At 72.1% G+C, this 21,871-nt stretch carries 18 protein-coding genes; 7 read left to right on the forward strand and 11 right to left on the reverse strand.

Annotation, left to right across the window (positions count from 1 at the left end; genetic code table 11):
- Window positions 1-16 precede the first annotated feature (16 nt).
- Window positions 17-1,354: a Stp1/IreP family PP2C-type Ser/Thr phosphatase gene (locus tag WMF14_RS35110; protein WP_012239102.1), complete on the reverse strand. Its 1,338-nt coding sequence runs from the start codon at window positions 1,352-1,354 to the stop codon at window positions 17-19.
- Between the two features lie 264 nt (window positions 1,355-1,618).
- Between WMF14_RS35110 and WMF14_RS35115 the strand changes: the two genes are divergently transcribed.
- Window positions 1,619-2,356 carry a hypothetical protein gene (locus tag WMF14_RS35115; protein WP_437793295.1) on the forward strand — a complete coding sequence of 246 codons (738 nt, stop codon included), beginning with the start codon at window positions 1,619-1,621 and terminating at the stop codon, window positions 2,354-2,356.
- Between the two features lie 73 nt (window positions 2,357-2,429).
- Window positions 2,430-3,626: a tetratricopeptide repeat protein gene (locus tag WMF14_RS35120; RefSeq protein WP_437793296.1), complete on the forward strand. Its 1,197-nt coding sequence runs from the start codon at window positions 2,430-2,432 to the stop codon at window positions 3,624-3,626.
- Here WMF14_RS35120 and radC read toward each other — a convergent pair.
- The 9 genes from radC to WMF14_RS35165 form a co-directional block, all read right to left on the reverse strand.
- Complete coding sequence (radC, locus tag WMF14_RS35125) at window positions 3,623-4,402, reverse strand: RadC family protein (protein ID WP_272095429.1); 780 nt, start codon at window positions 4,400-4,402, stop codon at window positions 3,623-3,625. The two genes, WMF14_RS35120 and radC, sit on opposite strands and share 4 nt — an antisense overlap.
- 138 nt (window positions 4,403-4,540) lie before the next feature.
- Window positions 4,541-5,602: a hypothetical protein gene (locus tag WMF14_RS35130; RefSeq protein ID WP_437793299.1), complete on the reverse strand. Its 1,062-nt coding sequence runs from the start codon at window positions 5,600-5,602 to the stop codon at window positions 4,541-4,543.
- Window positions 5,599-7,452, reverse strand: coding sequence for a hypothetical protein (locus tag WMF14_RS35135; protein WP_437793301.1), 1,854 nt, complete (start codon window positions 7,450-7,452; stop codon window positions 5,599-5,601). The genes WMF14_RS35130 and WMF14_RS35135 overlap by 4 nt, the downstream gene beginning before the upstream one ends.
- Window positions 7,383-7,802 (reverse strand): hypothetical protein, encoded by a 420-nt coding sequence (locus tag WMF14_RS35140; RefSeq protein ID WP_437793303.1) that lies wholly within the window; start codon window positions 7,800-7,802, stop codon window positions 7,383-7,385. Before WMF14_RS35140 ends, WMF14_RS35135 begins: the two co-directional genes overlap by 70 nt.
- Window positions 7,799-9,235, reverse strand: a complete 1,437-nt coding sequence (locus tag WMF14_RS35145) for a hypothetical protein (protein ID WP_437793304.1) — start codon at window positions 9,233-9,235, stop codon at window positions 7,799-7,801. The genes WMF14_RS35140 and WMF14_RS35145 overlap by 4 nt, the downstream gene beginning before the upstream one ends.
- Before the next feature lie 300 nt (window positions 9,236-9,535).
- Window positions 9,536-10,513, reverse strand: coding sequence for a hypothetical protein (locus tag WMF14_RS35150; RefSeq protein ID WP_437793306.1), 978 nt, complete (start codon window positions 10,511-10,513; stop codon window positions 9,536-9,538).
- A gap of 532 nt (window positions 10,514-11,045) precedes the next feature.
- Window positions 11,046-11,774, reverse strand: a complete 729-nt coding sequence (locus WMF14_RS35155) for a competence/damage-inducible protein A (protein WP_437294310.1) — start codon at window positions 11,772-11,774, stop codon at window positions 11,046-11,048.
- A 16-nt stretch (window positions 11,775-11,790) separates the two neighbouring features.
- The gene (gene xseB / locus WMF14_RS35160; RefSeq protein ID WP_437793307.1) at window positions 11,791-12,171 is read right to left on the reverse strand and encodes an exodeoxyribonuclease VII small subunit; all 381 of its coding nucleotides are present in this window, start codon (window positions 12,169-12,171) and stop codon (window positions 11,791-11,793) included.
- On the reverse strand, window positions 12,168-14,411 hold the full coding sequence (locus WMF14_RS35165; RefSeq protein WP_437793309.1) for a HEAT repeat domain-containing protein: 2,244 nt from the start codon (window positions 14,409-14,411) through the stop codon (window positions 12,168-12,170). Before WMF14_RS35165 ends, xseB begins: the two co-directional genes overlap by 4 nt.
- Window positions 14,412-14,564: 153 nt before the next feature.
- Between WMF14_RS35165 and WMF14_RS35170 the strand changes: the two genes are divergently transcribed.
- From WMF14_RS35170 to WMF14_RS35180, 3 genes are all read left to right on the forward strand, one after another.
- Complete coding sequence (locus WMF14_RS35170) at window positions 14,565-16,457, forward strand: radical SAM protein (protein WP_437793310.1); 1,893 nt, start codon at window positions 14,565-14,567, stop codon at window positions 16,455-16,457.
- A gap of 236 nt (window positions 16,458-16,693) precedes the next feature.
- Window positions 16,694-18,526 (forward strand): protein kinase domain-containing protein, encoded by a 1,833-nt coding sequence (locus tag WMF14_RS35175; RefSeq protein ID WP_437793312.1) that lies wholly within the window; start codon window positions 16,694-16,696, stop codon window positions 18,524-18,526.
- A 380-nt stretch (window positions 18,527-18,906) separates the two neighbouring features.
- A complete protein-coding gene (locus tag WMF14_RS35180; RefSeq protein ID WP_272095434.1) occupies window positions 18,907-19,227 on the forward strand; it encodes a hypothetical protein in 321 nt (106 codons plus the stop codon).
- Here the strand turns inward: WMF14_RS35180 and WMF14_RS35185 are convergent.
- Entirely contained in the window at window positions 19,194-19,664 is a 471-nt protein-coding gene (locus tag WMF14_RS35185) for a GNAT family N-acetyltransferase (protein WP_437793314.1), read from the reverse strand. The two genes, WMF14_RS35180 and WMF14_RS35185, sit on opposite strands and share 34 nt — an antisense overlap.
- A 377-nt stretch (window positions 19,665-20,041) precedes the next feature.
- Here WMF14_RS35185 and WMF14_RS35190 point away from each other — a divergent pair, with 377 nt between their 5' ends.
- Both WMF14_RS35190 and WMF14_RS35195 read left to right on the forward strand, forming a co-directional pair.
- Window positions 20,042-20,905, forward strand: coding sequence for a lysophospholipid acyltransferase family protein (locus tag WMF14_RS35190; RefSeq protein ID WP_272095436.1), 864 nt, complete (start codon window positions 20,042-20,044; stop codon window positions 20,903-20,905).
- Window positions 20,902-21,837 (forward strand): SDR family oxidoreductase, encoded by a 936-nt coding sequence (locus WMF14_RS35195; protein ID WP_437793316.1) that lies wholly within the window; start codon window positions 20,902-20,904, stop codon window positions 21,835-21,837. The genes WMF14_RS35190 and WMF14_RS35195 overlap by 4 nt, the downstream gene beginning before the upstream one ends.
- The last annotated feature ends 34 nt before the right edge of the window (window positions 21,838-21,871 follow it).

The raw sequence follows: 21,871 nt of genomic DNA on the forward strand, positions 1-21,871 counted from the left end.
GCCGCGGGGGCGCCGTTCAGCGCGCCGAGGAGCGCTCCTCGGGGGCGAACGGGCTCTTCCCCTCCTCGCTGTCGGGGAAGATCTCGCTCGTGATGTCCTCCGCGGCGAGCTCCTCGCGGGCGGTGCTCAGGTCGCGCGACGTCTGGTCGAGCCGGTCGGCGAGCACCCCCAGGAACTGCCAGAGCAGCTTCACGGCGAGCTCGTGCTCCTTGCGGAGGATCTCGAAGAAATCGGCGCGACGGACGGCGATGAGCTCGCTCTGCTCCACGGCCGAGACGGTGGCCGAGCGCGGCATGCTGCGGATGAGGGCCATCTCGCCGAAGTGCTCGCCCGGGCCGACCTCGCTCAGCACCGATTCGCCGCGGATGATCCGGACGAGGCCCGAGAGCACGATGAAGAGCTCGTCGCCGCGATCTCCCTCGCGCACCACGATCTGGCCGGGCTCGAACGAGAGCACCTCGGCGACCTGCATCACCCGGAGCATCTCGCGCTCCTGCAGGCGCGCGAAGAGCGGCATCTTCGCGAGCACGTCGCGCTTCAGGGCGAGCAGCCGGGCGCGGACGCTGTCGCGGTGGTCGCCCTGGCCGAGCCGCACGAGGATCGCGGTGATGTTGTCCTTGCCGCCCTTCCTGTTCGCGAGATCGATGAGGCCGTTGGCGGCGATCTCGCCGTTCTCCTCCTCGAAGAACGGCTCGAGCTCCGCGGTGTGCGCGATGTACCCGTGGAGCCCGTCCGACGCGAGGAGGAACTGGTCGCCCGGGAGCACCTCGATGGTGAGCGTGTCGACCTCGACGCGCTCGTACACGCCGACGGCGCGGGTGATCGCGTTCTTCTGCGCGACCTTCTCGATCTGATCGCGCGTGAGCTTCCCGCGCTTGATGAGCTCGTTGTAGACGGTGTGATCCTCGGTGACCTGCTGGATGCGGCCCTCGCGGAGGAGGTAGATGCGGCTGTCGCCGACGTGCGCGATGTAGCCGTGCGAGCCGGCGATGAGGAGCGCGGAGAGCGTCGTGCCCATGCCGCGCTTCGTCGTGTCGGCCTTCGCTTCCTCGTGGATCCGGGCGCACGCGCGCTGGACGGCGTGCTCGAGCAGGCTGAGGACCTCCTTCATCGCGGCGCGCCGCACGTTGCTGCGCGCCTGGTTCTCGATGAGGTCCCGCTCCTTCTTCAGCTCCTCGTGGATGATGCGAACGGCGAGGGCGCTCGCGACCTCGCCAGCGGCGTGCCCGCCCATCCCGTCGGCGACCACGAAGAGCGCGAGCTTCTTGTCGACGAGGTAGTTGTCCTCGTTGTGGTCCCGCATGCGGCCAACATCGGTCGCCGCATAAAACCTGATGTTTTCGGACAGGCCCATCGGTTCGGGCAGGCTAACCGAGGGCGCGGGAGGAAATCACTACCGATTGCGCCCACCACGAACCAGGCGGTGGAGGACGTCGACGGACGACCTCCTCCCGTCCATCGCGCCCTCACCGCGCCCGGGGCGTGGCCGCTGGCGTACGGCGCGTGCGGCGCGTGCGGCGTGCGGCGTCGGGAGACGCTCGGGGGGCGGGTGGGGAATCGACCGCGTGGCCGCGGTTGCGAGCGGCGGTACATTCAGAGCGCGTAGAATGGGGGTTGTATGCGGCTCGTCCTCTTCGATAACACCGACGTCGGGTGGGGTAGCGCGCGGCGGGCGAACGGCGCGAGGCGGCGCGATGACGCGGCGGCGTGCGCGCGCCCAGCAGCGGCCGACGCCGCCGGTTCCGCCGAGACCGGGGACCTCGAGGTCCTGGGAGAGGCCGTGGGCGCGACGATCGGGCTCACGCCGATCTGGCGCGCCGGTGCGCTCCTGCACCGCATGACGGGCGCGGCCGACGCGTGGCAGTCCGCCGCGAGCTGGGCCGAGGCGCTCGGCTGGGCGGCGCGCGCGGCGCGGGAGCGCGGCCGGAAGATCGCGTCGCTGCAGGCCTGGGGGCACGGCGGCTGGGGGTACATGCGCATGGGCGGGACGCGGCTCGACGAGGCCGCGCTCCGGCCCGGCTCGCCGCTCGATGAGGCGCTCGACGCCCTGAGGGCCGAGCTCGCGGGGCCGGACGCCGTCGTGTGGCTCCGCTGCTGCAGCGCGTTCGGGCACACCGGCCGGTCCTTCGCGCAGGCGCTCGCGAGGCGGCTCGGCTGCCGCGTCGCGGGGCACACGTACATCATCGCGTTCTACCAGAGCGGGACGCATTCGCTGCGCCCGGGCGAGACGCCGTCGTGGGATCCACACGAGGGCGTGCGCTTCGCCGGCGGGGTGCCGACCGGCGCCAAGTGGTCGTCGCGCGGGGCGCCGAACACCGTCTCGTGCCTGGCGGGCGATCTTCCGCAGGGCTACTGACGCCGAAGGCGCGGCGAGGCCCGGCCCGCTCGGGCGCTCGACCTGCGCCGCCGCGCCGGCGTACGCTGCCGCCATGACGTCGTCCGGAGCGCAGCGAGCGCGCGCGCTCGATCTGCTGAGCCGCGGAGACATGGCGGGCGGGATCGCCGGGCTCGAGGCGCACGTCGCGGGCGCGCCGGACGACGCGGGGGCGTGGCTCGCGCTCGGCGCCGCGTACGCGGCGGAAGAGCGCTGGGCGGACGCGGCGAGGGCGCTCGCGCGCGGGGTGGAAACTGGCGGAGGGGAGCAGATCGAGGCGCGCCTCGCCTACGCCCGCGCCCTGGTCCGCCTCGGCCGGCTCGACGAGGCGGCCGCGGAGCTCCGGCGGGGCGCGGCGATCGAGCCGCCCGATCCGCGGGCGCTGCGCGAGCTCGGGGTCGTGCTCTACGATCTGCGCCTCTACGACGAGGCGGCGCGCTGGCTCGCGCGCGCGTGCGAGGCGGCGCCGGAGGACGCGCGGGCGGCCTTCGCGCTCGGGCTCGCGCACGAGGCGCGGCGGGAGATCGCGCCGGCCATCGCGGCCTACCGCGAGGCGGTGAGGCGCGCGCCCTCGTTCGCCGACGCCCGGCTCACGCTCGCGGACGCGCTCGCGTCGATCGGGGAGCATGAGCGAGCGCTGGGCGAGCTCGAGGCGCTGCTCGCGCGCGAGCGGAGCCACGAGCAGGCGGCGAGGAACCGCGAGGTGCTGCAGCGCGCGCTCGCCGAGATGCGCGCGCGCCGGCTGCTCGGCAAGACGGAGCGGGAGCTCGCGCGGTCGGCGCTCGTCATGGAGGCCCAGCTCAGGCGCCGCGAGGCGCGCGCGGCGCCCGCGACGGCGGAGGGAGCGGCGGCGCGGCAGATCGTCCGCTACACGGCGCCGCTCCTCGAGCTCCACGTGACCCTCGACTCCCCGAACAATGGCCCCGGGAGCGGCGCGATCGAGGCGCTGCACCTCGCGCTGACCGATCCGGACCGCGCCGCGCGCGCCGAGGACGACGTCTTCAAGGTCACGGTGATCGGCGAGGACGGCAGGCAGGCGCCGGTGAGCTACGCGACGGGCGCGTCGCTCACGCTCGTGCGCGAGGCGATCGGCTGCCCGATGACGCAGGCGAGCGCGCTCTATACCTCGCTGCTGAAGGGGAGCCCCTCGGTCGACTGGGGCGGCGCGACGCTGCGGTTCGCGAGCGTGCCAGGCACCGGAGGGGCGCCCGGCGGCGAGCGGCACGGCCTCCTGGTCGGCCAGCGCGCCTAGCCTCGGCTCGGCGGTGCGGCGGCGCGGGGCGCGTCGCCGGGCGCGATCATCCCGAGATCGAGCAGCGAGGAGTAGTGCCCGTCCGGCGCGAGGATGACGTGGTCGACGAGCGGCACGCCGATCACCTCGCCGGCGGCGGCGACCGCGTTGGTCATGGCCACGTCCTCGGGCGACGGCGCCGAGTCGCCGCTCGGGTGGTTGTGCACCAGGACGAGCGCCGAGGCCGCGTCCGAGAGCGCGGCGCGGAGGATGTCCCTCGCCGTGACGGAGCACCCGTGGAGCCCGCCCTGCGCGACCCTGCGCGCTCCCCTCATCCCGTTGCGGCCGTCGAGCGAGATCACCCACATCTGCTCGTGATCGAGCGGGCCGAGCTGCGCCGCGCACCACGCCGCGATCGAGGCCGAGGTGCGCACCGGAGGCCGCGGGCGCACCGCGCGCTCGAAGGCGCGCCGCCCGAGCTCGAGCGACGCAGCGATCCGGAGCGCCTTCGCGAGCCCGAGGCCGGGGTGCTCGGCGAGCGCGTGCGGGCCGAGCCGCGCGAGCCCCTCCAGCCCCGCGAAGCGCGAGAGGAGCGCGGCGGAGACGAGCGTCACGGGGGTGCCGACCAGCCCTGTGCCGAGCACGATCGCGAGCAGGTCGGCGTCGCCGAGCGACCAGATCCCCTCCTCGAGCGCTCGCTCTCGCGGGCCGACGAAGGCGGCCAGCGCCGCGGGGTCGTCGGTGCACGTCTCGGGGAGGTGATCAGGGAGCAAAGCGGCGCGCTTCCACGGGCTCATGCGCGAGCGACAAGCACGCGGCGGGCCCGCCCGCCGGCCCGGGGCGCCGCGGGGGCGCGCGCGACGGCGAGGCGGCGGAGCGGCGGCGGAGGGTGGCGGCCGCCAGGCAGTTGCGAGTCTGGCCAGTCCCGATGCGGGTCAGGACATCAGGCCGAGCACGAAGAGGGCGTCGGACCAGAGCGGCCAGAGCGTGCGGTAGGGGTGGGTGGCCAGCACCACGCCGCCGCTCGGGAGGCGGCGGACGTGGAAGGGCGCGTGCTCTTCGAGGAAGCGCGTGTGCCCGCGCGTCGTGATGTCTGCCCGAAATGCAGGCCGGCCCTCGCCCTCGGGAGCTTCCCCGAGCTGACGGAGCAGATCCATGATCTCGTGCGCCTTTGGCTCGGCCGCGCGCCACGCGTCGTCGGGCACTGCCGCGGCCTCGAGCGCCTCGATCAGCGTTGCCGGCGGCGTTGCGAGCGCCTTGAGCACGGTCTCGCGCGAGATCGAACGCGTGAGCTCGCTGCCGCCTTTCATCGGCACGCGCGCGCCGCGCGGCGCGGCGTCGACGCGCGCGTGCAGCGCCTCCAGCGATGTGCGTGCGATGCGCGAGACGCTCTGCTTCTCGTGGAGGCTCACCCACGAGAGGGCGAGGTCGCGCGCGAGTTCCCCGGCGTTCGCGTTGTAGGTTGCGCACATCTCGACCGGGGCGATCCAGTCCTCCTTGTCCGTGCACGCACCGGTCGGCACGCGCCCGCTAGCATCCGGCGCGCAGAGCCGGACTAGGAGGTCCTCGATGTCGCCCTGAACCATGTGGTAGGCGACCGCCGCCTCGGCCTCCACGAAGCGCGGGCTGTAGCTGCCCACGGCGATCTCGTACGGGTAGAAATCCCACTTGCGTTCACCCGCCGCCATGCTGAGCGGGCCGAAGGGACGACGACGTTCGCTTTCTTCAGGGTAGCACGCGGCGCTGAACACCAGGACGCGCTCAGAATCGCTCAGCATCACGCCGGACGATACGTGAGCGCTGTTCCTTCCTCCGAAGTGAGCGCGGACCATCGCGAGCGCTTCGTCCATGGAGGACGTCTTGCACCAAATATCGGTGCTCAGGTCCACGCTCATGAGATCCCCTGGAATCACCAGCGCATATAGCGCCGCCGCGAATGCATCGATACGTTCTGGCTCGTCACACCAGGCGAAGAAGTGAGGTCTTGATTCGCTCATAGCCGGATCACCATGATGAATGTGTTGAAGCCTTTCAGGGTCACGGTTTTCCCCTTGTCCGTGTCGAACAGGTAGCCGTCCTTCACGATGAACTTATCCGGCTTGAACTCCGCCCCCTGCTCCATGATGAGCTCGACCCGCTGCACGTCTCCAGCGAGCCCCTTCTTTTTCACCGCCTCCATCGCGTTCGTGAGCTGATTGCGCACCTCGAAGACGTCGATCGTTCCGCCTTTTGCCTCGCTCAGGATGAGCTTGTGCCCGCTGGACACCGAGAGGAAGTCGGGAGCCTTCCCCTCGATGGTGCCGGTCGGTGACTCCTTCGGAATGCCGAGCACCGTGCGCACGCCGTCGTCGCCGACCCCAACGAGCGACCGGCCGTCGTCCACCAGGAATTTGGCCGCCTTCTTCTCGAAGATGTTTACCGGCTTGGTCGTCATCGCCCCGGTGAGGTTCTTGTACCCCCTGACGCGGTTCGTCTTGACAATCTGCGCGAACGCCTCCTCGATCTCGGCGATCTCTCCCGCCACCCGAATCGCGGCCGGCCTGAGCCCACTGCTGGTCTTGACCGCGCGCCACATCGGCCCGACCGCACCGAGCCCGAACCCCATCCCCGAGAAGATCCGCTCCTCGTCGCTCAGCTCCTGCCCCGACGGCAAGCACCACGCCTTGCCCGTCACGGCCTCGCACAGGTCGAGCGCCGGCCCGACCACCGGCACGAACCCCACCCCGATGCGCGTCGTCGCGTGGACGAGCGTCTGCATCACCTCCGCGTACGCCCCGACCCCCTCGGCGACCGTCGACATCGCCCCCGCGAACGCGCTGATCGTCTGGTAGAGCTGCGTGTGCTCCAGGTCGAGGCCGTCCCCCGTCCACTGGTTCAGGTTATCCTTCATCTGGTCCGCGAGCGCGTCGAACCTCGGCTTCAGCACCGTGTCGACCTGCGCCCGCAGGTCCGGCGGCACCGGCGTGTCCACGAACCAGTCCGACACGTCCATGAATCGCCGCACGTACCCCGTGATCCGGTTCTGCGCCTTGAGGAACGCGTTCGTCTCCGCAACCGACACGCCCATCCGGTCGCGCAGCGCGATCTCCAGCGCCGCGCTGTTCGCCCGCCACGCCCTCACGTTCGCCACGAAGTCCGCCCGCGCGACCACTGCGCCCCCGCTCACGTCCTTCTCCAGCGCTGCGATCACGCCGTCCGCATACGCCGCGTAGGGGTCTCTCCCCTCCTCGAACGCCCCGTCCACCTCCGAGATGTCCGGCACCTCGACCCACGGCACATCGCTCTCGCCGAGCGCGTACGCCCACGGGTCGTCCGGGTTCCATCCCTCGGCGCGCGCGTCCTGCGTCGCGAGGTCCGCCACCTCGTCGGCCTGCGCGCCGAACTCGTCCATCAGCCGCGCGAGCTCGTCCTCCAGGTCGCTGACGCTCTTCTTCAGGTCGTCGACGAGCTGCTCCATCGCCGCCCGCGTCTCCGGGTCGACCACGTCCTCGTAGCGGTCGAGGATCGCGTCGAGATCGGTCCGCGAGATCTCGTCGAGCGGCCGGCTCACCAGGTCGTGCAGCTCGGTGTCGAGCTGCCGCAGCAGGTCCATCCGTTCCCTCAGGTCCGCGACCCTGACGGCGTTCCGGAGGATCGCTTCCATCAGCTTGCCGATCGCGACCTCCAGCTCCGCGATGTCGCGCGCGAGCGCCGGGTTGATCTCCGCGAGGCCGAGGTCGGCCACGGTGCTGCCCGTGAAAGCGACCCCATCGCGGCGGACGTCGAAGAGATGCTTGTTCAGCCCGAGCGGCTCCGAGACGAGGTGCACCACCTCGCGCGCGTGGGTACACCCGTTGCGGCCGTCCACGGTGCTGACCCCGAAATGGAACTGGTTGGCCCCATGAGGAGCAGCACCGAGTCGAACGCCCCCTCGAACGCGTTGCTCTCGGAACCGTCGCCGTGGAACTGAAACGCACCCGGAACCTCGTAGGTCGGCAGGGGCGTCTGGTTCACCTCGAAGATCGGGACGCCCTCCGTCTCCAGCTCGGGGGTCGCGCACGAGGCGGCGTCTTGCCAGCTGACCCAGCGCACGCTGTACGGCGTCCCGGCCCACGCGAATGACGGCGCCAGCACCGCCAGCGCCGTGACCAGCGCGACGAGCCTCTGGAACGCCGCGACACTCCGCCCGCGCTGCGCAACGTCCTTCGAGCCGCTCATGTCCCCTCCGCGCCGCGCACGGCGGCGTCATACGCGATCGCGGCGCCCTTCACGTCGCCCGCGTCGAGCCTCGCCTGAGCCGCGTCGAGCTCCGCCGCGCCCATCCCCTTCTCCCGCAGCGCCGCGAGGCCCGCCGCGATCTTCTGCGGCAAGCCCGTCCTGAGCTCGGCCTCCGCGGCGTCGAACCGCTCTCGGAGCGCCGCGCACCCGGCCTCTCGCCACGAGGACGACGCCGCCTCGCAGAGCGGCCGGATCTGCACCAGCGCCACAAGCTCCCCGCACCGCTCGGCCAAGAGCGGCAGCCCGAGCTTCTCGCTCATCGGCGGCGCCGCCGACAGCGCCGCCGCCCGCGCGCGCGCTCCCTCGCTGAACGCCTCCGAGGCCCGGCGGATCCGCGACCGCGCGCTCGCCTCGCGCGCACCCTCGTCCGCCTGGAGCGCGACGAGCGCCTGCCGGCGCAGCGCGATGCCCCCGAGCAGCGCCGTCGCCGTCGCGTCGCTCCGGGCGACCCGCCGCTGCGCGTAGCCCAGCATCGCGCTCAGCGAGCGCAGCGCCCCCGACGTCATGTCCGGCACCACCGCGCCGTGCGTCGCAAGGACTTCCCTGTGCGGCGCGATCGCCTCGTCGAACGAGACCGCGAGCGCCTGGAGCTCCGCCGACAGCGTCATCACCTCCGCAGCGAGCTCGCTCGGCGCGCGGCTCGCCTCGCGCGCCGCCGCGAGCACCGCCTGCTCCACGCCGTCGAGCTCGTCGATCGCCGAGCGCGACGCCTGCGCCGAGAGCGCCGCGTACGCCGCCGTCTCCGCCGCCTCGGTCGCGCGGTAGACGGCGAAGCGCGCCGCCGCGCCCGCGTACCTGGATTGCAGCGGCGCGCCCTCGTCCCTGGCTCGATCGAGGACGGCCTGCACGGCGGCCATCGCCAGCTTGTCCGCCGCGATCGCGGCAATGAGCGGCTCCCGCTCGGCGCTCGCCTTGCCGGTCATCGCCTCCTTGAAGTTGTCGGCCGCATGGATCGGCTCTGCCTGGAGGGCCTCCTCCTGGCTATCCCTGATCAGCCGCAGCAGCTTACCGAGCTCGCCATGGAGCGTCGCCCGGAGCGACTCGGCGTGCTTCTTCTCGTCGCGCACATACGACACGACCCGATCGATGGTGTCGAACCAGGCCCCGAGCTCCGCCTCGTTCGCGATGAGCTCGTCGGGCGTCACGCGACCCGACCACCGCGCCCACATGAATATCGGCAGCTCGCCGTCCGCTTCGGCCTTGTTCCACGCGCTGGCCGGGCCCTCGCTCGCGTCGACGCAGTGCTCGACAACGCCGGTATTCGGTATCGCGCAGATACTCCCGCTCAGGGGCTCCTCGCGATCCCACAGGCACCCGGGCGCCGTCGCACCAAGCACCAGGGCGACAAGGGCCGCCGCAACAATCGTCGCCAATCGCGCCGTTCTCATCTCATTGCCTCCACCCCGCGATTTTTCTCGCCAAAGCACGCTCGCCTGCATGTTCTCGAGGTGCAAGCGTCCTCACAAAATCGGTAGGACATTGCTCGGCCGAGGAGCACGTTGGCTGGCCACGCAGATCCACGGGAATCCATGGGAAATGGATGCGAGCTGGCCGCGGGCGAGGGTCCGCCCGTGAAGTCGCCGGCAAGGGCGTGACAAAAAAGGAAGAGGGCCCAGGTTCCATGCAGCCTGGGCCCTCGGTCGATGCTCGGGTCCGGTCAGGGCGCTCTGGGCTCAGGCCGGCGCGTCGTCGCCTTCGACCGGATCTTCCTCGTCCTGCGGCGCGCCGCCGGCGCTGCCACTTTCAGCGCCGCCGCCGCCAGCGGCGCCGCCTCCTCCGCCGGGCGTTTCGGTCGCCTTCTTCCTGGTGCTCCGGCTGAAGAGCCGCCGTGTCGCGATGGGCACGAGGCGCGGGATGGTCGGATCCTGCTCGTTGGCGCGCTCGAACACGCGCACGATCTGCTCGAGGAGGATCAGATTGATGCCGTCGGCCCGGTCGAGGTCGCCGCTCGTGACCTTCTGGCCTGCGGGGCGAGCGGCCGCGGTCTTCGCCGCCTGGGTGAGCTCCTCGGCGGTCTCTTCGAGGCGCGCGACGTAGTCCTGGTCAAGCCGCATCAGCTTGGCGCGCACGGCGAGGGGGCCCTTCTTCTGCGCGAGGTAGCGCTTGCCGAGCGCGGCGAGCTGCGTGAGCCCGCGCGCGAGCGCGCCCGGATCTTCCGCGGTCCCGACGGCCTGCGCGAGCTCTTCGCGCGCCTCCTTGCCCGAGCCGGCGACGCCGCGCAGGACCTCGTAGGCCTGGTCGCGCAGGAGCAGCGCGCGCGAGTGCCGCTCCCGCAGCGCCGCGTCCGTCGTGGCGCGCGCCGCGTCCTTCTTCTGCCCAGCGCTCTCGTGCGCCTCGAGCAGCCGCTCCAGCGCGAGCGCCTGGTCGACCGCGAGCGCGAGCAGCTCCGGCGAGAAGCCGCGCAGCTTCTCCCGCTTCTCCTTCGACGCGCCCGACCAGCACGCGTGCGCCGTCGCGTAGAGGCGGCGAAGGTCGGTCAAGACGCGCGAGGAGGCGATCTGCCGCCCTCGCTCGACGAGCTGGGATCCGGTCGTGCCGTCGAGCAATGCCTCGATGATGCCTGGCTCCGGCTTGCCGAGCCGCTCGGCAAGGGATTCGAGCGTGGGATCGTTGTCGTCGGTCTCTTCGGGACGAGAGGTAGGTTTGGCCATCAGCGCAGGCTAAGTGGGTGCGGAGCGGCATGTCGACGGCGTGGCAAATTTTGGCCGTGGCGCCAGCTAGCGCCGGGAAGCGTGCCCGTGGATGGCGACGCGCGACCCGCAAGCGCGCGGCGCGGAATCGTCGGCATCGCGGCGGAGGTCCTCGTCATTCCGGGAGAGGGCCGTCGTCATCTGAGATGGACGTCATCGTCATCCGCGCGGAAGCCATCTGCACCCGACCCGGAGACATCGGCATCGGGGCTGGGGCCCATCGGCATGAGGCCGGAGCCCGTCAGCATCCGGACGGAACCCATCGGCACCGGGCGGCGAGCCATTGTCAGCCGGCCCGGAGACGTCGTCATCAAGGCGGGTACCCGCCGTCATCCGACGGGGGGTTCATCGTCATCCGAGGTGGAACCTGTCGTCATCCGGCGGAGACCCGTCGGCTTCCGCTCGCCAGACAGGCTCGGCTACCGCTTCCGCCCGTCGGCTGCCGCATCCCGAACGAGCCCGACGCCGGCGGGCGGAGCGAGAACGGCGCGCGTCACTCGACGCGGACGATCGTCTCCGCGGGGAGGCTCTCGGCGAACGCGTCGCGCGCCGCGCGCACCCTCGCCTCGACGAGGCCGTCGAACGTGAGCTTCGTGCGGTACTCGACGCCGGACCACCTCGGATAGGAGCCGATGTCGACGTCGCGGTGGGCCTCGACCACGCGGTCGAGCATCGGCTTGAGCTGCCCCTCGTCGAGCGTCGTGAACACCGCGAGCGAGACGAACGGCGCCCCCCCGGAGAGCTCCGCCTGGATGAGCGCCTGCTTCGCCCGGAAGATCTGCGGCACGCCGGGCAGCATCCACACGTTGCGCATCACCACGCCGGGCCACGCGGCGCTGCCGCCGGTCACGAGCCGCGCGCCCTCCGGGATGCGGGCCATGAGCAGGTGCCCCTCGGTGAGCCGATCTCCATAGTAATCGCGCAGGAGGCTCTCGATGTTGGGCGCGCTGACCACCGGCACGCCGAACGCTCGCGCGACGCCCGCGATCGTCAGGTCGTCGTGCGTCGGGCCCACGCCGCCGCTCGTGAAGACCCAGTCGTGCGACGCCGCGAGCGCCCGCACCTCGGCGGCGATCACCTCGAGCTCGTCGAGCACCATGACCGCCCGCTCCAGCCTGACGCCGAGCGCGCGCAGGGTGCCCGCGAGCACGACCAGGTTCTCGTCAGCGATCTTCCCGCTGAGCAGCTCGTTGCCGATGATCAGCGCCGCTGCGGTCCTCATGTCACCCTTCTTCCGCTCAGCTCTCGAACTCGCGCGTCACCGGGCGCCCGTCGGCGTCCATCCCGAGCAGCTCCTCGACGCGCTTCTCCGCGCGATCGAGGCGCTCCTGCGCCGACCGCGAGAGGCGGATGCCCTCCTCGAAGAGCGAGAGCGCGCGCTCGAGCGGCAGGTCGCCGCCCTCGAGCTCCGCGACGATCTTCGCGAGGCGGCGCGTCGACTCCTCGAACGACATCGCGTCGGCGCCCGCGGCCGCGCCGCCGCTCCGCGGAGCGCGGTCGGCCTCGGCCTTCGCCGGCGCCCCGGCGGCGCGGGGCTCCGCGCTCGATTCGACGCGTGGCTCGGCGCGTGATTCCACGCCCGCGTCGCCCTCGTCCGTCGCGTTGCTCATCGTCGTCATGAGCCAGGGTCCCCCGGGGGTGCGGCCGGCGCAAGCAGGACGGCGCTCGCGCCGGGCGGCACCGCCGGCACGAGGAGCACGCCGTCGGGATCGGCCACGACGGGGACCGCTAGCCCATCCGGCCGGACGAGCCGTGCTGGGCGCGAGGAGGCGCTCATGGACGCGCTCCGGTCGTTCGGGACGATGGCCACCCACACGACGCCCGTCGCCAGCGCGGAGCGCGGCGGATCGAGCGCCCGCGCGTCGACGCCGGAGAGGGCGGCCCGCGCGAGCGCGCGCACCCCTTCGTCAGGATCGAGATCCCGCGCCGCGACGAGGACGCGCCTGCGCTGCACCTCGGCGCGCCGGGACAGGCCGCGGACGATCGCGCGGCGCACCGCGGGGTCGTCCTCGAAGCGGTACGCGCGGGCGAGAAGGGAGACGCTGTCGGGCATGGGGTCGCTCCCGAGGCCGAGCGCGACGTGCGCGCGCACGACGGGATCGCTCCCCTCGAGCAGCCGCTCGATCCTGCCGCGGACCACCTCGTCGTCGCGGGTCGCGAGCGCGCGGGCGGCGAGCGGCGACAGCGGCCCGCCCGCCTCTGCGAGCGCGGCGAGCCGCGAGGTCGCGATCGCCCCGCCCCCGGGCTCCGCGAGCAGCGCGACGCCGGCCGAGATCCCCGCCGCGTCGGGCGCCGCATCGCCGCTCTGCGCGGCGCTCGCGGCGCTCGCGGCGCTCGCGGCGCCGGGCGGCGACGCGGCGCCCGACGCCGCGAGCGCCGCGAAGAGCGGCGCGAGGGCGGCGAGGGCGCGCTCGCCCCGGGCGAGCGCGCCGCGCGCCGCCGCGTGGACCGCCACGCGATCGCAGGAGGACGGGGAGCAGGCGCCGACGACATCGACCGCGTCGCGGAGGCCGAGCGCCACGGCGCCGAACACCCCGACGGCGCGATCGCTCGACCCCTTCGGCGCGGCGAGCGCGGCGAGCAGCCGCTTCTCGAGCGCCTCGGGCGCGTCGCGCAGCGCGAGCCCGCGGACCACCCCGGCGCGCAGGCCGAGCCTGCGGAGGTCCGCGTCCTTCGCCGCGCGCGGGCCGTCGAAGAGCTCCGCGACCGCGGCCCGCGCCTCGGCCCCCGGCATCGTCGCCAGCGCGAACGCGGCCGCCGTCGCGAGCTCGGGGCGCTCGCTCAGGAGCCGATGCAGCTGCCGCGCCGCCTCCGCGCCGCCCGCGCGGCCGATCGCTGCGACCGCGCGGGGCCGCGCGTCGTCGGGGAGCAGCGGCAGAGAGCGCGCGAGCGCCGGCACGAGCCGCTCCGCCGGCGCCAGCTCGGCCAGCCTGAGCCCCTCCATCCGCCCGAGCTCGGATCCGAGCAGCGCGGCCACGGCGTCCGGCGCCTCCGGCGCGCCGAGATAGACGAGGATCTCCGCGGTCGGCTCGAAGAGCCCCGGCTCTGGCTTCCGGAGCCACGCGCGGGCCTTCGCCAGCGCCGCCTCGTCGCCGAGGCGCGCGAGGGCGCGCGCGGCGGCCACCTGCGCCGCCCTGTCGCCGCCCTCGAGCATCGGCCGGAGCGCCGCGATCGCCCGGAGATCGCCGAGATCGCCGAGGAAGCTCGCGAGCGCCGGCTCGAGGCGCTTGCGGCTGCCGAGCAGGAGCTGGAGCGACGCGGGCGGGTGCGCCTTGAGCGCGCGGGCGGCGGCCTCGCCCGCGGCCCCGCCCTGCACGATCGCGTTCACGAGCACGCCGAGCGCGCGCCGCTCGCCGGTGCGCGCGAGCGCGAGGGCGGCGGTGCCGCGCAGCACCTCGCCGAGCGGCGAGGCGGCGCCGCGCGCGGGCGCGCTCTCCGAGAGCTCGCGCGCGAGGAGCTGGCGCACGCTGTCGCGCTGCGCGTGCGGCGCGAGCGCCCGCACCGTCGCGAGGCGCGCCCTGGGATCGCGCGCCCCCGGGGCGCCGTGCTGCTCCAGCGCGGCGAGCAGCGCGCTCACCGCCTCCTCGGTGCCGATCGCCCCGAGCCGCTCGATGCCGCGGAGCCGCGCCGCCGGGTCGCTCGACGAGAGCAGCCGCTCGCCGACGGGCACGCCGAGGCTGCCGCGCAGCGGCGTCGCGCCGGCCTCGGCCCCCGCGGGCGCCTTGCCGCCTTCGTCCGCGGCCTGCGGCGCCCGGGCGGTCCGCGCGACCGGCTGAGGCGCTGCCGAGCCCGCCATCGCGGTGGCCGCGAGCGCCGCGGCGAGGCCCAGGGCGCGGGGGGTTCCAGGGAGGAATCGCATTCGCTGCACCGCACTATCCCGCGATCGACGGCCCGCTGTCACGCCCCAGGCCAGGCCGTGTCAGCGCCGCGTGACAGCCTGGAATTTGATGGAAGCACGCGCTAGGTCGACCTACCGTGCAGCCGCGAAATACGGCTGTGAGAGAGGTGACGCTTGATCGACCTGGTACGGACACTGGAAAAGGCCATCACGGTCTCCGCCGACAAGGCGTGGCCGGTCTTGCGGCGACTGAGCCGCCTCGGCGGCGAGCCCAGGCCGTTTCACCCGAAGTGGAGCGACAAGCCGATCCCGAGGGGCGGCGAGCGCACGGCGCCCCCGCTCGGCTGGCCTCGCGAGACGGACAGCCTGTGCCCGCGCTGCGTCAAGGAGGCGCGCGCCGAGATCCTGAGTGGCAGGGCGGACTGGACCAGGCTCATCACGGACAACCCCGGTGAGATCCGCGCCAGCATCGTCGCGCGCGAAGGGCGCGTGGTCATGGAGAAGACGTGCCCGAAGCACGGCTTCTTCTCGGACACGATCTCGATCGACCCGGCGTTCCTGGCCCGGATCGAGCGCCTCTTCGGCGGCCGCGACGTCGAGATGACGAAGGACAGGATCCACGACCACGGCTCGAGCACCATCCGTTACGGCCGCGGCGCGGTGCTCACGGTCGACCTGACGAACCGCTGCAACATGATGTGCGACCCGTGCTTCATGGATGCCAATCAGGTCGGCTACGTGCATGAGCTCTCCTGGGAGGAGATCACGCGGATCCTCGACGACGCGGCGGCGGTGCGCCCGCGCCGCCAGATGTCGATCCAGTTCTCCGGCGGCGAGCCGACGCTGAGCCCGCACTTCCTCGACGCGATCCGGTACGCGCGCGAGAAGGGGTACTTCGCGGTGCAGTGCGCGACGAACGGGATCCGCTTCGCGGACGAGCCGGGCTTCGCCAGGAAGGCCAAGGAAGCGGGCCTCCGGATGGCGTACCTGCAGTTCGACGGGGTCACGAACGACGCGAACGGCCACCGGAAGATCGGGAACCTCTACGACGTGAAGCTGCGGGCGATCGAGGAGCTCTCGGCCGCCGGGATCGACGTCATCCTGGTCGTGACGATCGTCAACGGGGTCAACAACGATCAGGTGGGGCCCATCATCGACTTTGCGGTCCAGAACGCCGACAAGATCACGGTCGTCAGCTTCCAGCCGGTCAGCTTCACCGGCCGCGACGAGGACATCTCCGACGAGCTGCGCGAGAAGCAGCGCTATACGCTGAGCCACCTCGCGCACGACATCGCCCGGCAGACCGGCGTGACCGACCCGCTGCGCGACTGGTTCCCCCTGTCGGCGCTCAGCCCCTTCGGCAACGTGACCGACCTCCTCGACGGCCCCGACAAGGACTGGGGGCAAATCAACTGCGGCTGCCACCCGAACTGCGGGATCGGGACCGTGCTGTTCGTCCACAAGAAGACGAAGCGGATGGTCCCGCTGCTCGACTTCATCGATGTCGAAGGGCTGCTCTCCGATCTGCGCGCGATCTTCGACGCGGGGCGCGGCCGCGCCCTCACGAAGGCGCAGGTCGTCGCGGCGCTGCTGCGCCATTACCAACCGGACAAGGCGCCGCCCGGCTTCCACCTCGCGACGCTCTTGAAGCAGTTCATGAGCCAGACGGGCGCCGCGCACGCCGGCGAGGGCGACGCCCGCGAGTACGAGTGGCGGGTCCTGTTCGTCGCGGGCATGTGGTTCCAGGATCTGTTCAATTACGACTTCCGCCGCACCGAGATGTGCATCATTCCGTACGGAACACAGCTCGGCGAGATCAGCTTTTGTGCGTACAACACCGGGGCTGGATGGCGGAACATCCTCGAGAAGATGAAGGCCAACGCCACCGTGGCCGAGTGGTACAAGAAGCACGGTAGGCACCCTGTCTATGCGAAGAATCAGGATCTTCCTTTACCGGCCTACGACAACCCCCTAACGATCATCGAGCACGACCTTGCGTTGCGCGAGCGCGAGCAGGGCGGCGCGCGCTCACGGCGGGCGGCCCGGCGGCTGCCGATCGTCAGCTGATCGCGCCTCCTCCTCCCACGCCGCGCGCGGCACCACAGCCCCGGATCGCCGACAGACAGGTCACGTGAGCCCTGGGCTCGGCGCCTCTGGGCTCGGTGATCAGTCGCAGGGCGCCTCACATCGACACAGAATCCGGTTCTCCTCGCGGCCGTGTGGGCCGTGTGGGAGGAGCACGCGCTCGCGCGAGCGGCGCGGGAGTCGTGGAGAACGCACCACGCATGGTGTAGTCTGGTCACGTGACCTTGCACGCGGGCCGCTATGAGAGCTTGCGCGCCATCGCGTCAGGCGGCATGGCGACGGTGTATCTCGGGCGTGCCGTGGGCGCCGGCGGGTTCGAGCGCCTCGTCGCCCTGAAGATGATGCACCCGCACATCGCGGCGGAGCCCGAGTTCGTCGCGATGTTCCTCGACGAGGCGCGCCTCGCGGCGCGGGTCCGCCACCCCAACGTCGTCGCGACGTTCGATCTCGTCGAGGACCCGCTGTTCCTCGTCATGGAGTACATCGAGGGGCCGTCGCTGCACAACCTGCTCCGCACGTGCGCGCGGGCGAAGCGGCCCGTCCCGCTCGGGATCGCGCTCCGCATCTTCCTCGACGTGCTCGCGGGTCTCCACGCCGCGCACGAGCTCACGGGGAGCGAGGGCGAGCCGCTCCACCTCGTGCACCGCGACGTCTCGCCGCAGAACGTGCTCGTCGGCGTCGACGGCATCGCGCGCATCACCGACTTCGGCGTGGCCCGCGCCGAGACGAGGCTCGTGTCGACGCGGGGCAACGCGCTCAAGGGCAAGCTCGCCTACATGGCGCCCGAGCAGATCCGGGCCGCGAACGTCGATCGTCGCAGCGACGTGTACTCGGCCGGCGTGGTGCTCTGGGAGATGCTCACGGAGGAGCGCCTGTTCAAGGCCGACAACGACGGCGCGCTGATCGCGCAGATCCTCGAGGGCGCGCCCACGGGTCCGCGCGGGGTGGTCCCGTCGGTGCCCACCGCGCTCGACCAGATCTGCCTGCGCGCGCTGCGCACCGACCCCGACGACCGCTTCCCGACCGCCGCGGCGTTCGCCGAGGCGCTGGAAGACGCGGCCATGCAGACGCCGGGCCTCGCCGTGTCGTCGCCCCGAGCGGTGGAGGCGCTCATCAAGGAGGTCGGTTTGCGCGGGCCGCCGGAGGGCCTCGCCGGGCCGGTCAGCGCGCGGAGCGGTCCCGCGTCGGCGCCCAGATCGGCGCGATCGCCGCTGAGCCAGCGCTCTCCGTTGAGCGATCGTCTGCCCCTGAGCCAGCGCGCTCCGTTGAGCGATCGTCTGCCCCTGAGCGCTCCGTCGAGCGATCGTCTGCCCCTGAGCCAACGCGCTCCGTCGAGCGATCGTCTGCCCCTGAGCCAGCGGAGCGCCGAGGCGGCGCCGGACAACTCGGGCGTCGAGGGCAGCGCGCCGGGGCTGGGCGCCGTCGTCTCCGAGGCCGTCTCCCGCGGCCGGCACCACATCGTGCGCCGCCGCGTGCTCGCCAGCGCCTGCGCGGTCGCGCTCACGCTCGGGGCGGGCGCCTTTCTCGCCGTCGGCCAGCGCGAGCCCGCCGCTCCCTTCACGGCGGAGAGCGCCTCTGTCTCCCGGATCTCGTCCTTCTTCCCCGCGGCCGCGGCGGCCAGCGGGCCGCTCCAGGCGGCCGCGCCCGGGCATCCCGGCGAACCGACGGGATCCTCAGTCCCCGGCGGCTCCGCTCAGGGCGCTGTTCCCGACAGCTCCGCTCAGGGCGTGATTCCCGGCAGAGCCGCCCAGAGCTCCGCCCCGGGCTCCGCGGGGAGGCCCGCACAGGTCCCTGCTCCCACCGCCAACCGTGCGACGAGCCCCGCTCCGCGGCCGAGCTCCAGAGCGACCCCGCCCACGGCCGTCAAGCCCAGGACGAGCCGGCCCGACACGCGCACGACCAGCGGATCCACGGCCCCGACGGCGAAGCCGGCCACCCGCTCATCGACCGTTCGAAGCCCGGCGCCGAAGACCCCGCCAAAGGCGCCAGAGCCGAAGCGGAGCGCTCCACGGACGACCTCCCGGACGCCCTTCAAGCCATCAGGCCTGTGACGCGCACAGGGCTGTGACGCACGACGTCACTGCGGAGATAGCCCGAGACGGTACCTGCGCATGGCCCCAGCGCGGCCCCCGGGCCGAGCCATGATCCTTTTCGCCACCTCGTCCAACACTCCGACCATGGAGACACGTCCAATACCCCGACGACCGCGAGCACCCGCGACCTCGGCGCCGATAGCGCGACGTCGGGTCGCGCTATCGCACATTGAACGCGCCGCAGCGTGGCCTACATGCTCACGGAAGACAGCAGAACGTCAGTGGTCGCCTCACGAGCGCGATAGGGGAGGTAGGCTATTCTTGTCGTGGGGCGGTATGTGCTCGCCCAAGTGAAAGACGCGCCGCACGTCGGACGTTACCCCGGGGGGAACCAGCTCATGCGCTCGCTTTTCGAGCAGGTCGTCGAGTGCTGTGGCCTCGCACCCGCGTTCGCCAGAAGGATCATCCAGGAGGCCTGCGAGCGGTGCGACGTGTCGCCGCCCGAAGCGATGACGCCAGCCGATCTCATCCGCTCGCTCCCGCACATCCGCCAGGCCCTCGGCGTCTTCCTCGATCCTGGGGAGGTGGCGCTGAAGACGGCCGCGATGCGAGCCCTCGTCAAGGGCTCCTGGCCGTCGATGGCCGCGGTCGTCCCCCCTGATTCGAACCAGGAGAGCCGGACGGCTCAGGACGAGCCCAAGGTCAAATCGAGCTCGTAGAGCTCGTAGTGCGAACGCCGCATTCCGAGCGCGACATACGTCGACTGCGCTCGCGCGTTCGCGGTCTCCACGTACAGGCGAATGCCGCATACGTCCCCCGCGTCCGCCGCCATCTCGTGGACTCGCCGATACAGCGCCCGGAAGACCCCGTTGCGCCGCTGCGCGGGGGTCACATAGACGGACTGGATCCACCAGAAAGTACCGTTTCTCCAGTCACTCCATTCATAGGTTATCATCAGCTGCCCGGCCATCTCGGACGCGTGCTCGGCCACCAGATAGAACCCTTTGGCCTCATCCGCGATCAGCGCGGCGGCGCCGCGGAGGGTGGTGGCGGCATCCAGCACCTTGCCCTCCGTCTCGAGCGCCATGGCCCGGTTGTTCGCCGCGATCAGCGCGGCGTCGGTGGGCGCCGCCCGGCGGATCACGAGCGCTGTCACGAGGCGACCTCCCGGCGGGCGTCGCAGGGACGCTCTCCGCCCGTACGGCCGGAGAGCTCGGGAGCGCGGCGTCGGATCGACATGGCCGACCCCATAGCGCGGGCAGCACGGCTGCTCAATCACTACGCGCACGCACAACGCGCACGACGCGCAGCGCCTCGATCCAGCGACGAGCGCGGCCGGCGACGACCGCCCGCGAAGGCGTCGCCGCGGCGCGTTATGTTTCAAGGAGCGATCCTCGATGGGCGCGCGCGGAGCGCGGCGCGCGGTCCGTGGCTCGGCCGCGCCGGCGGCCTCTTGCGCCGGTTGGCGGAGGTTGTGCTCCTCGCCCGATCGCGCATACCCTCCGGGCGCCGAAGCCTCCCGGAGGGTGACCCTTGACACTGCTCGTCAGCGACTCGATTGCCCAGCGCGTCCAGCGGCTGGAGATCCCTTTCAACAGCTTCGGGGTCGATCCTTACGGCATCTCCCAGAAGCACCTGGGTCTCTTCTTCTCCCTCCTGGACTTCTTCTATCATCACTACTTCTCGGTGGGCGTGACGGGCCTGGAGAACGTCCCCGCGCGCGGGCGGGCGATGCTCGTCGGCAATCACTGCGGGGGAGTCGCCATCGACGGGGCGATGGTGGTCGCGTCGATGTTCTTCGAGATGGATCCGCCGCGCCTGGCCGAGGGGATGGCGGAGAAATTCATCAATCGCCTCCCCTTCACCTCGCTCTGGTCGAGCCGCACAGGGCAGTTCACCGGCCTCCCCGAGCACGCGAGCCGCCTCCTCGAGGACGAGCGGCTGCTCATGGTGTTCCCCGAGGGGGCGCGCGGCACCGCCAAGCTCTACAGCGAGCGCAACTCGCTCGTGCACTTCGGGTCCGGGTTCGTCCGGCTCGCGATGAAGACGAGGACGCCCGTCATCCCCTTCGGCTTCGTCGGCGGCGGCGAGGCGGTGCCGACCATCGCCAACTCGTACACGATCGGCCGGCTGCTAGGGGTGCCGTACATCCCCATCACCCCGTACCTCATCCCGGCGCCGCTGCCGGTCCAGCTGGAGATCACCTACGGCGAGCCGATGACGTTCGCCGGGACCGGCGCCGAGGAAGACGAGGTGATCCTGGGCCACGTCGAGCAGGTGAAGGCGAGGATCGCCGAGCTCATCGAGGCCGGTCGAAAGCGGCGCCGCGGGAAGCTTTCGCTGGACTGGCGCGGCGCCACGCCGCCCAGGCCCGCCTCATCGAAGGAGCACGCATGAGGGTCCTCATTCCAGGGATCACCGGCCAGCTTGGCCGCATGGTCGCGACGCGCCTCCTCGAGGAGGGGCACGAGGTGATCGGCATCGACCGGCGGCCGTGGCCGACCGCCCCGGCCGGCATCGAGATGCACAACGTGGATCTGCAGAAGCGCGCCGCCGAGGACGTGTTCCGCAAGACCCGGCCCCAGGCCGTCATCCACATGGCGACCGTGACGCACCTCGTGGAGCAGACGGAGGAGCGGTATCGGATCAACCTCGGCGGCACGCGCGTCGTCTTCGACAACAGCCGCGCCTGCGGGGTCGAGCACGTGATCTTCGTCGGCCGACACACCTACTACGGCGCCGGCCCCGAGTCGCCGCTCTACCACACGGAGGAGGATCCTCCGATGGCGGTGTCCACCTTCCCCGAGCTCGCCGACCTCGTCGCGGCCGATCTCTACGCCTGCACGGCGCTCTGGCGCGCTCCGGAGCTCTGCACGACCGTTCTCCGCATGTGCTACACGCTCGGCCCGACAGGCCACGGCACGCTGGCGAGCTTCCTCCGCGGCCCCCACGTCCCGTACGTGCTCGGGTTCGACCCGCTGTTCCAGTTCATGCACGAGCAGGACGTCGTCACCGCCATCTGCCTCGCCCTCGAGAAGCGCATCCGGGGCGTCTACAACGTCTCTGGCCCGCAGCCTGTGCCCCTGTCGCTCATCATCCGGGCGGCGGGCCGGGTGGCGGTGCCCCTCCCCGAGTTCGTCCTGCGCAACGCGCTCGGCCGCTTCGGCCTGCCGAAGCTCCCGCGCGCGGCGCTGACCCACATCAAGTACCCCGTCGTCGTGGACGGGGCCGCGTTCCGCGCCGCGACCGGGTTCAAGCACGCCATCGACGAAGCCCAGGCCATCCGCGAGTACCGCGACGCCCACCCGGTCCCAGCGAGCCGCTCCTGAGCCGGGGGATAACCTCTCATGAGATAAGGAGGTC

Source organism: Sorangium sp. So ce693, from assembly GCF_051521375.1.
Classification (GTDB): domain Bacteria; phylum Myxococcota_A; class Polyangia; order Polyangiales; family Polyangiaceae; genus Sorangium; species Sorangium atrum.

Bases quoted from the DNA above. Each gene is read 5' to 3' on its own strand.
- WMF14_RS35110 (WP_012239102.1), bottom strand. From the start codon at position 1,354: ATGGGCCTGTCCGAAAACATCAGGTTTTATGCGGCGACCGATGTTGGC.
- WMF14_RS35115 (WP_437793295.1), top strand. From the start codon at position 1,619: ATGCGGCTCGTCCTCTTCGATAACACCGACGTCGGGTGGGGTAGCGCG.
- WMF14_RS35120 (WP_437793296.1), top strand. From the start codon at position 2,430: ATGACGTCGTCCGGAGCGCAGCGAGCGCGCGCGCTCGATCTGCTGAGC.
- radC (WP_272095429.1), bottom strand. From the start codon at position 4,402: ATGAGCCCGTGGAAGCGCGCCGCTTTGCTCCCTGATCACCTCCCCGAG.
- WMF14_RS35130 (WP_437793299.1), bottom strand. From the start codon at position 5,602: ATGAGCGAATCAAGACCTCACTTCTTCGCCTGGTGTGACGAGCCAGAA.
- WMF14_RS35140 (WP_437793303.1), bottom strand. From the start codon at position 7,802: ATGAGCGGCTCGAAGGACGTTGCGCAGCGCGGGCGGAGTGTCGCGGCG.
- WMF14_RS35150 (WP_437793306.1), bottom strand. From the start codon at position 10,513: ATGGCCAAACCTACCTCTCGTCCCGAAGAGACCGACGACAACGATCCC.
- WMF14_RS35155 (WP_437294310.1), bottom strand. From the start codon at position 11,774: ATGAGGACCGCAGCGGCGCTGATCATCGGCAACGAGCTGCTCAGCGGG.
- xseB (WP_437793307.1), bottom strand. From the start codon at position 12,171: ATGACGACGATGAGCAACGCGACGGACGAGGGCGACGCGGGCGTGGAA.
- WMF14_RS35165 (WP_437793309.1), bottom strand. From the start codon at position 14,411: ATGCGATTCCTCCCTGGAACCCCCCGCGCCCTGGGCCTCGCCGCGGCG.
- WMF14_RS35180 (WP_272095434.1), top strand. From the start codon at position 18,907: ATGCGCTCGCTTTTCGAGCAGGTCGTCGAGTGCTGTGGCCTCGCACCC.
- WMF14_RS35195 (WP_437793316.1), top strand. From the start codon at position 20,902: ATGAGGGTCCTCATTCCAGGGATCACCGGCCAGCTTGGCCGCATGGTC.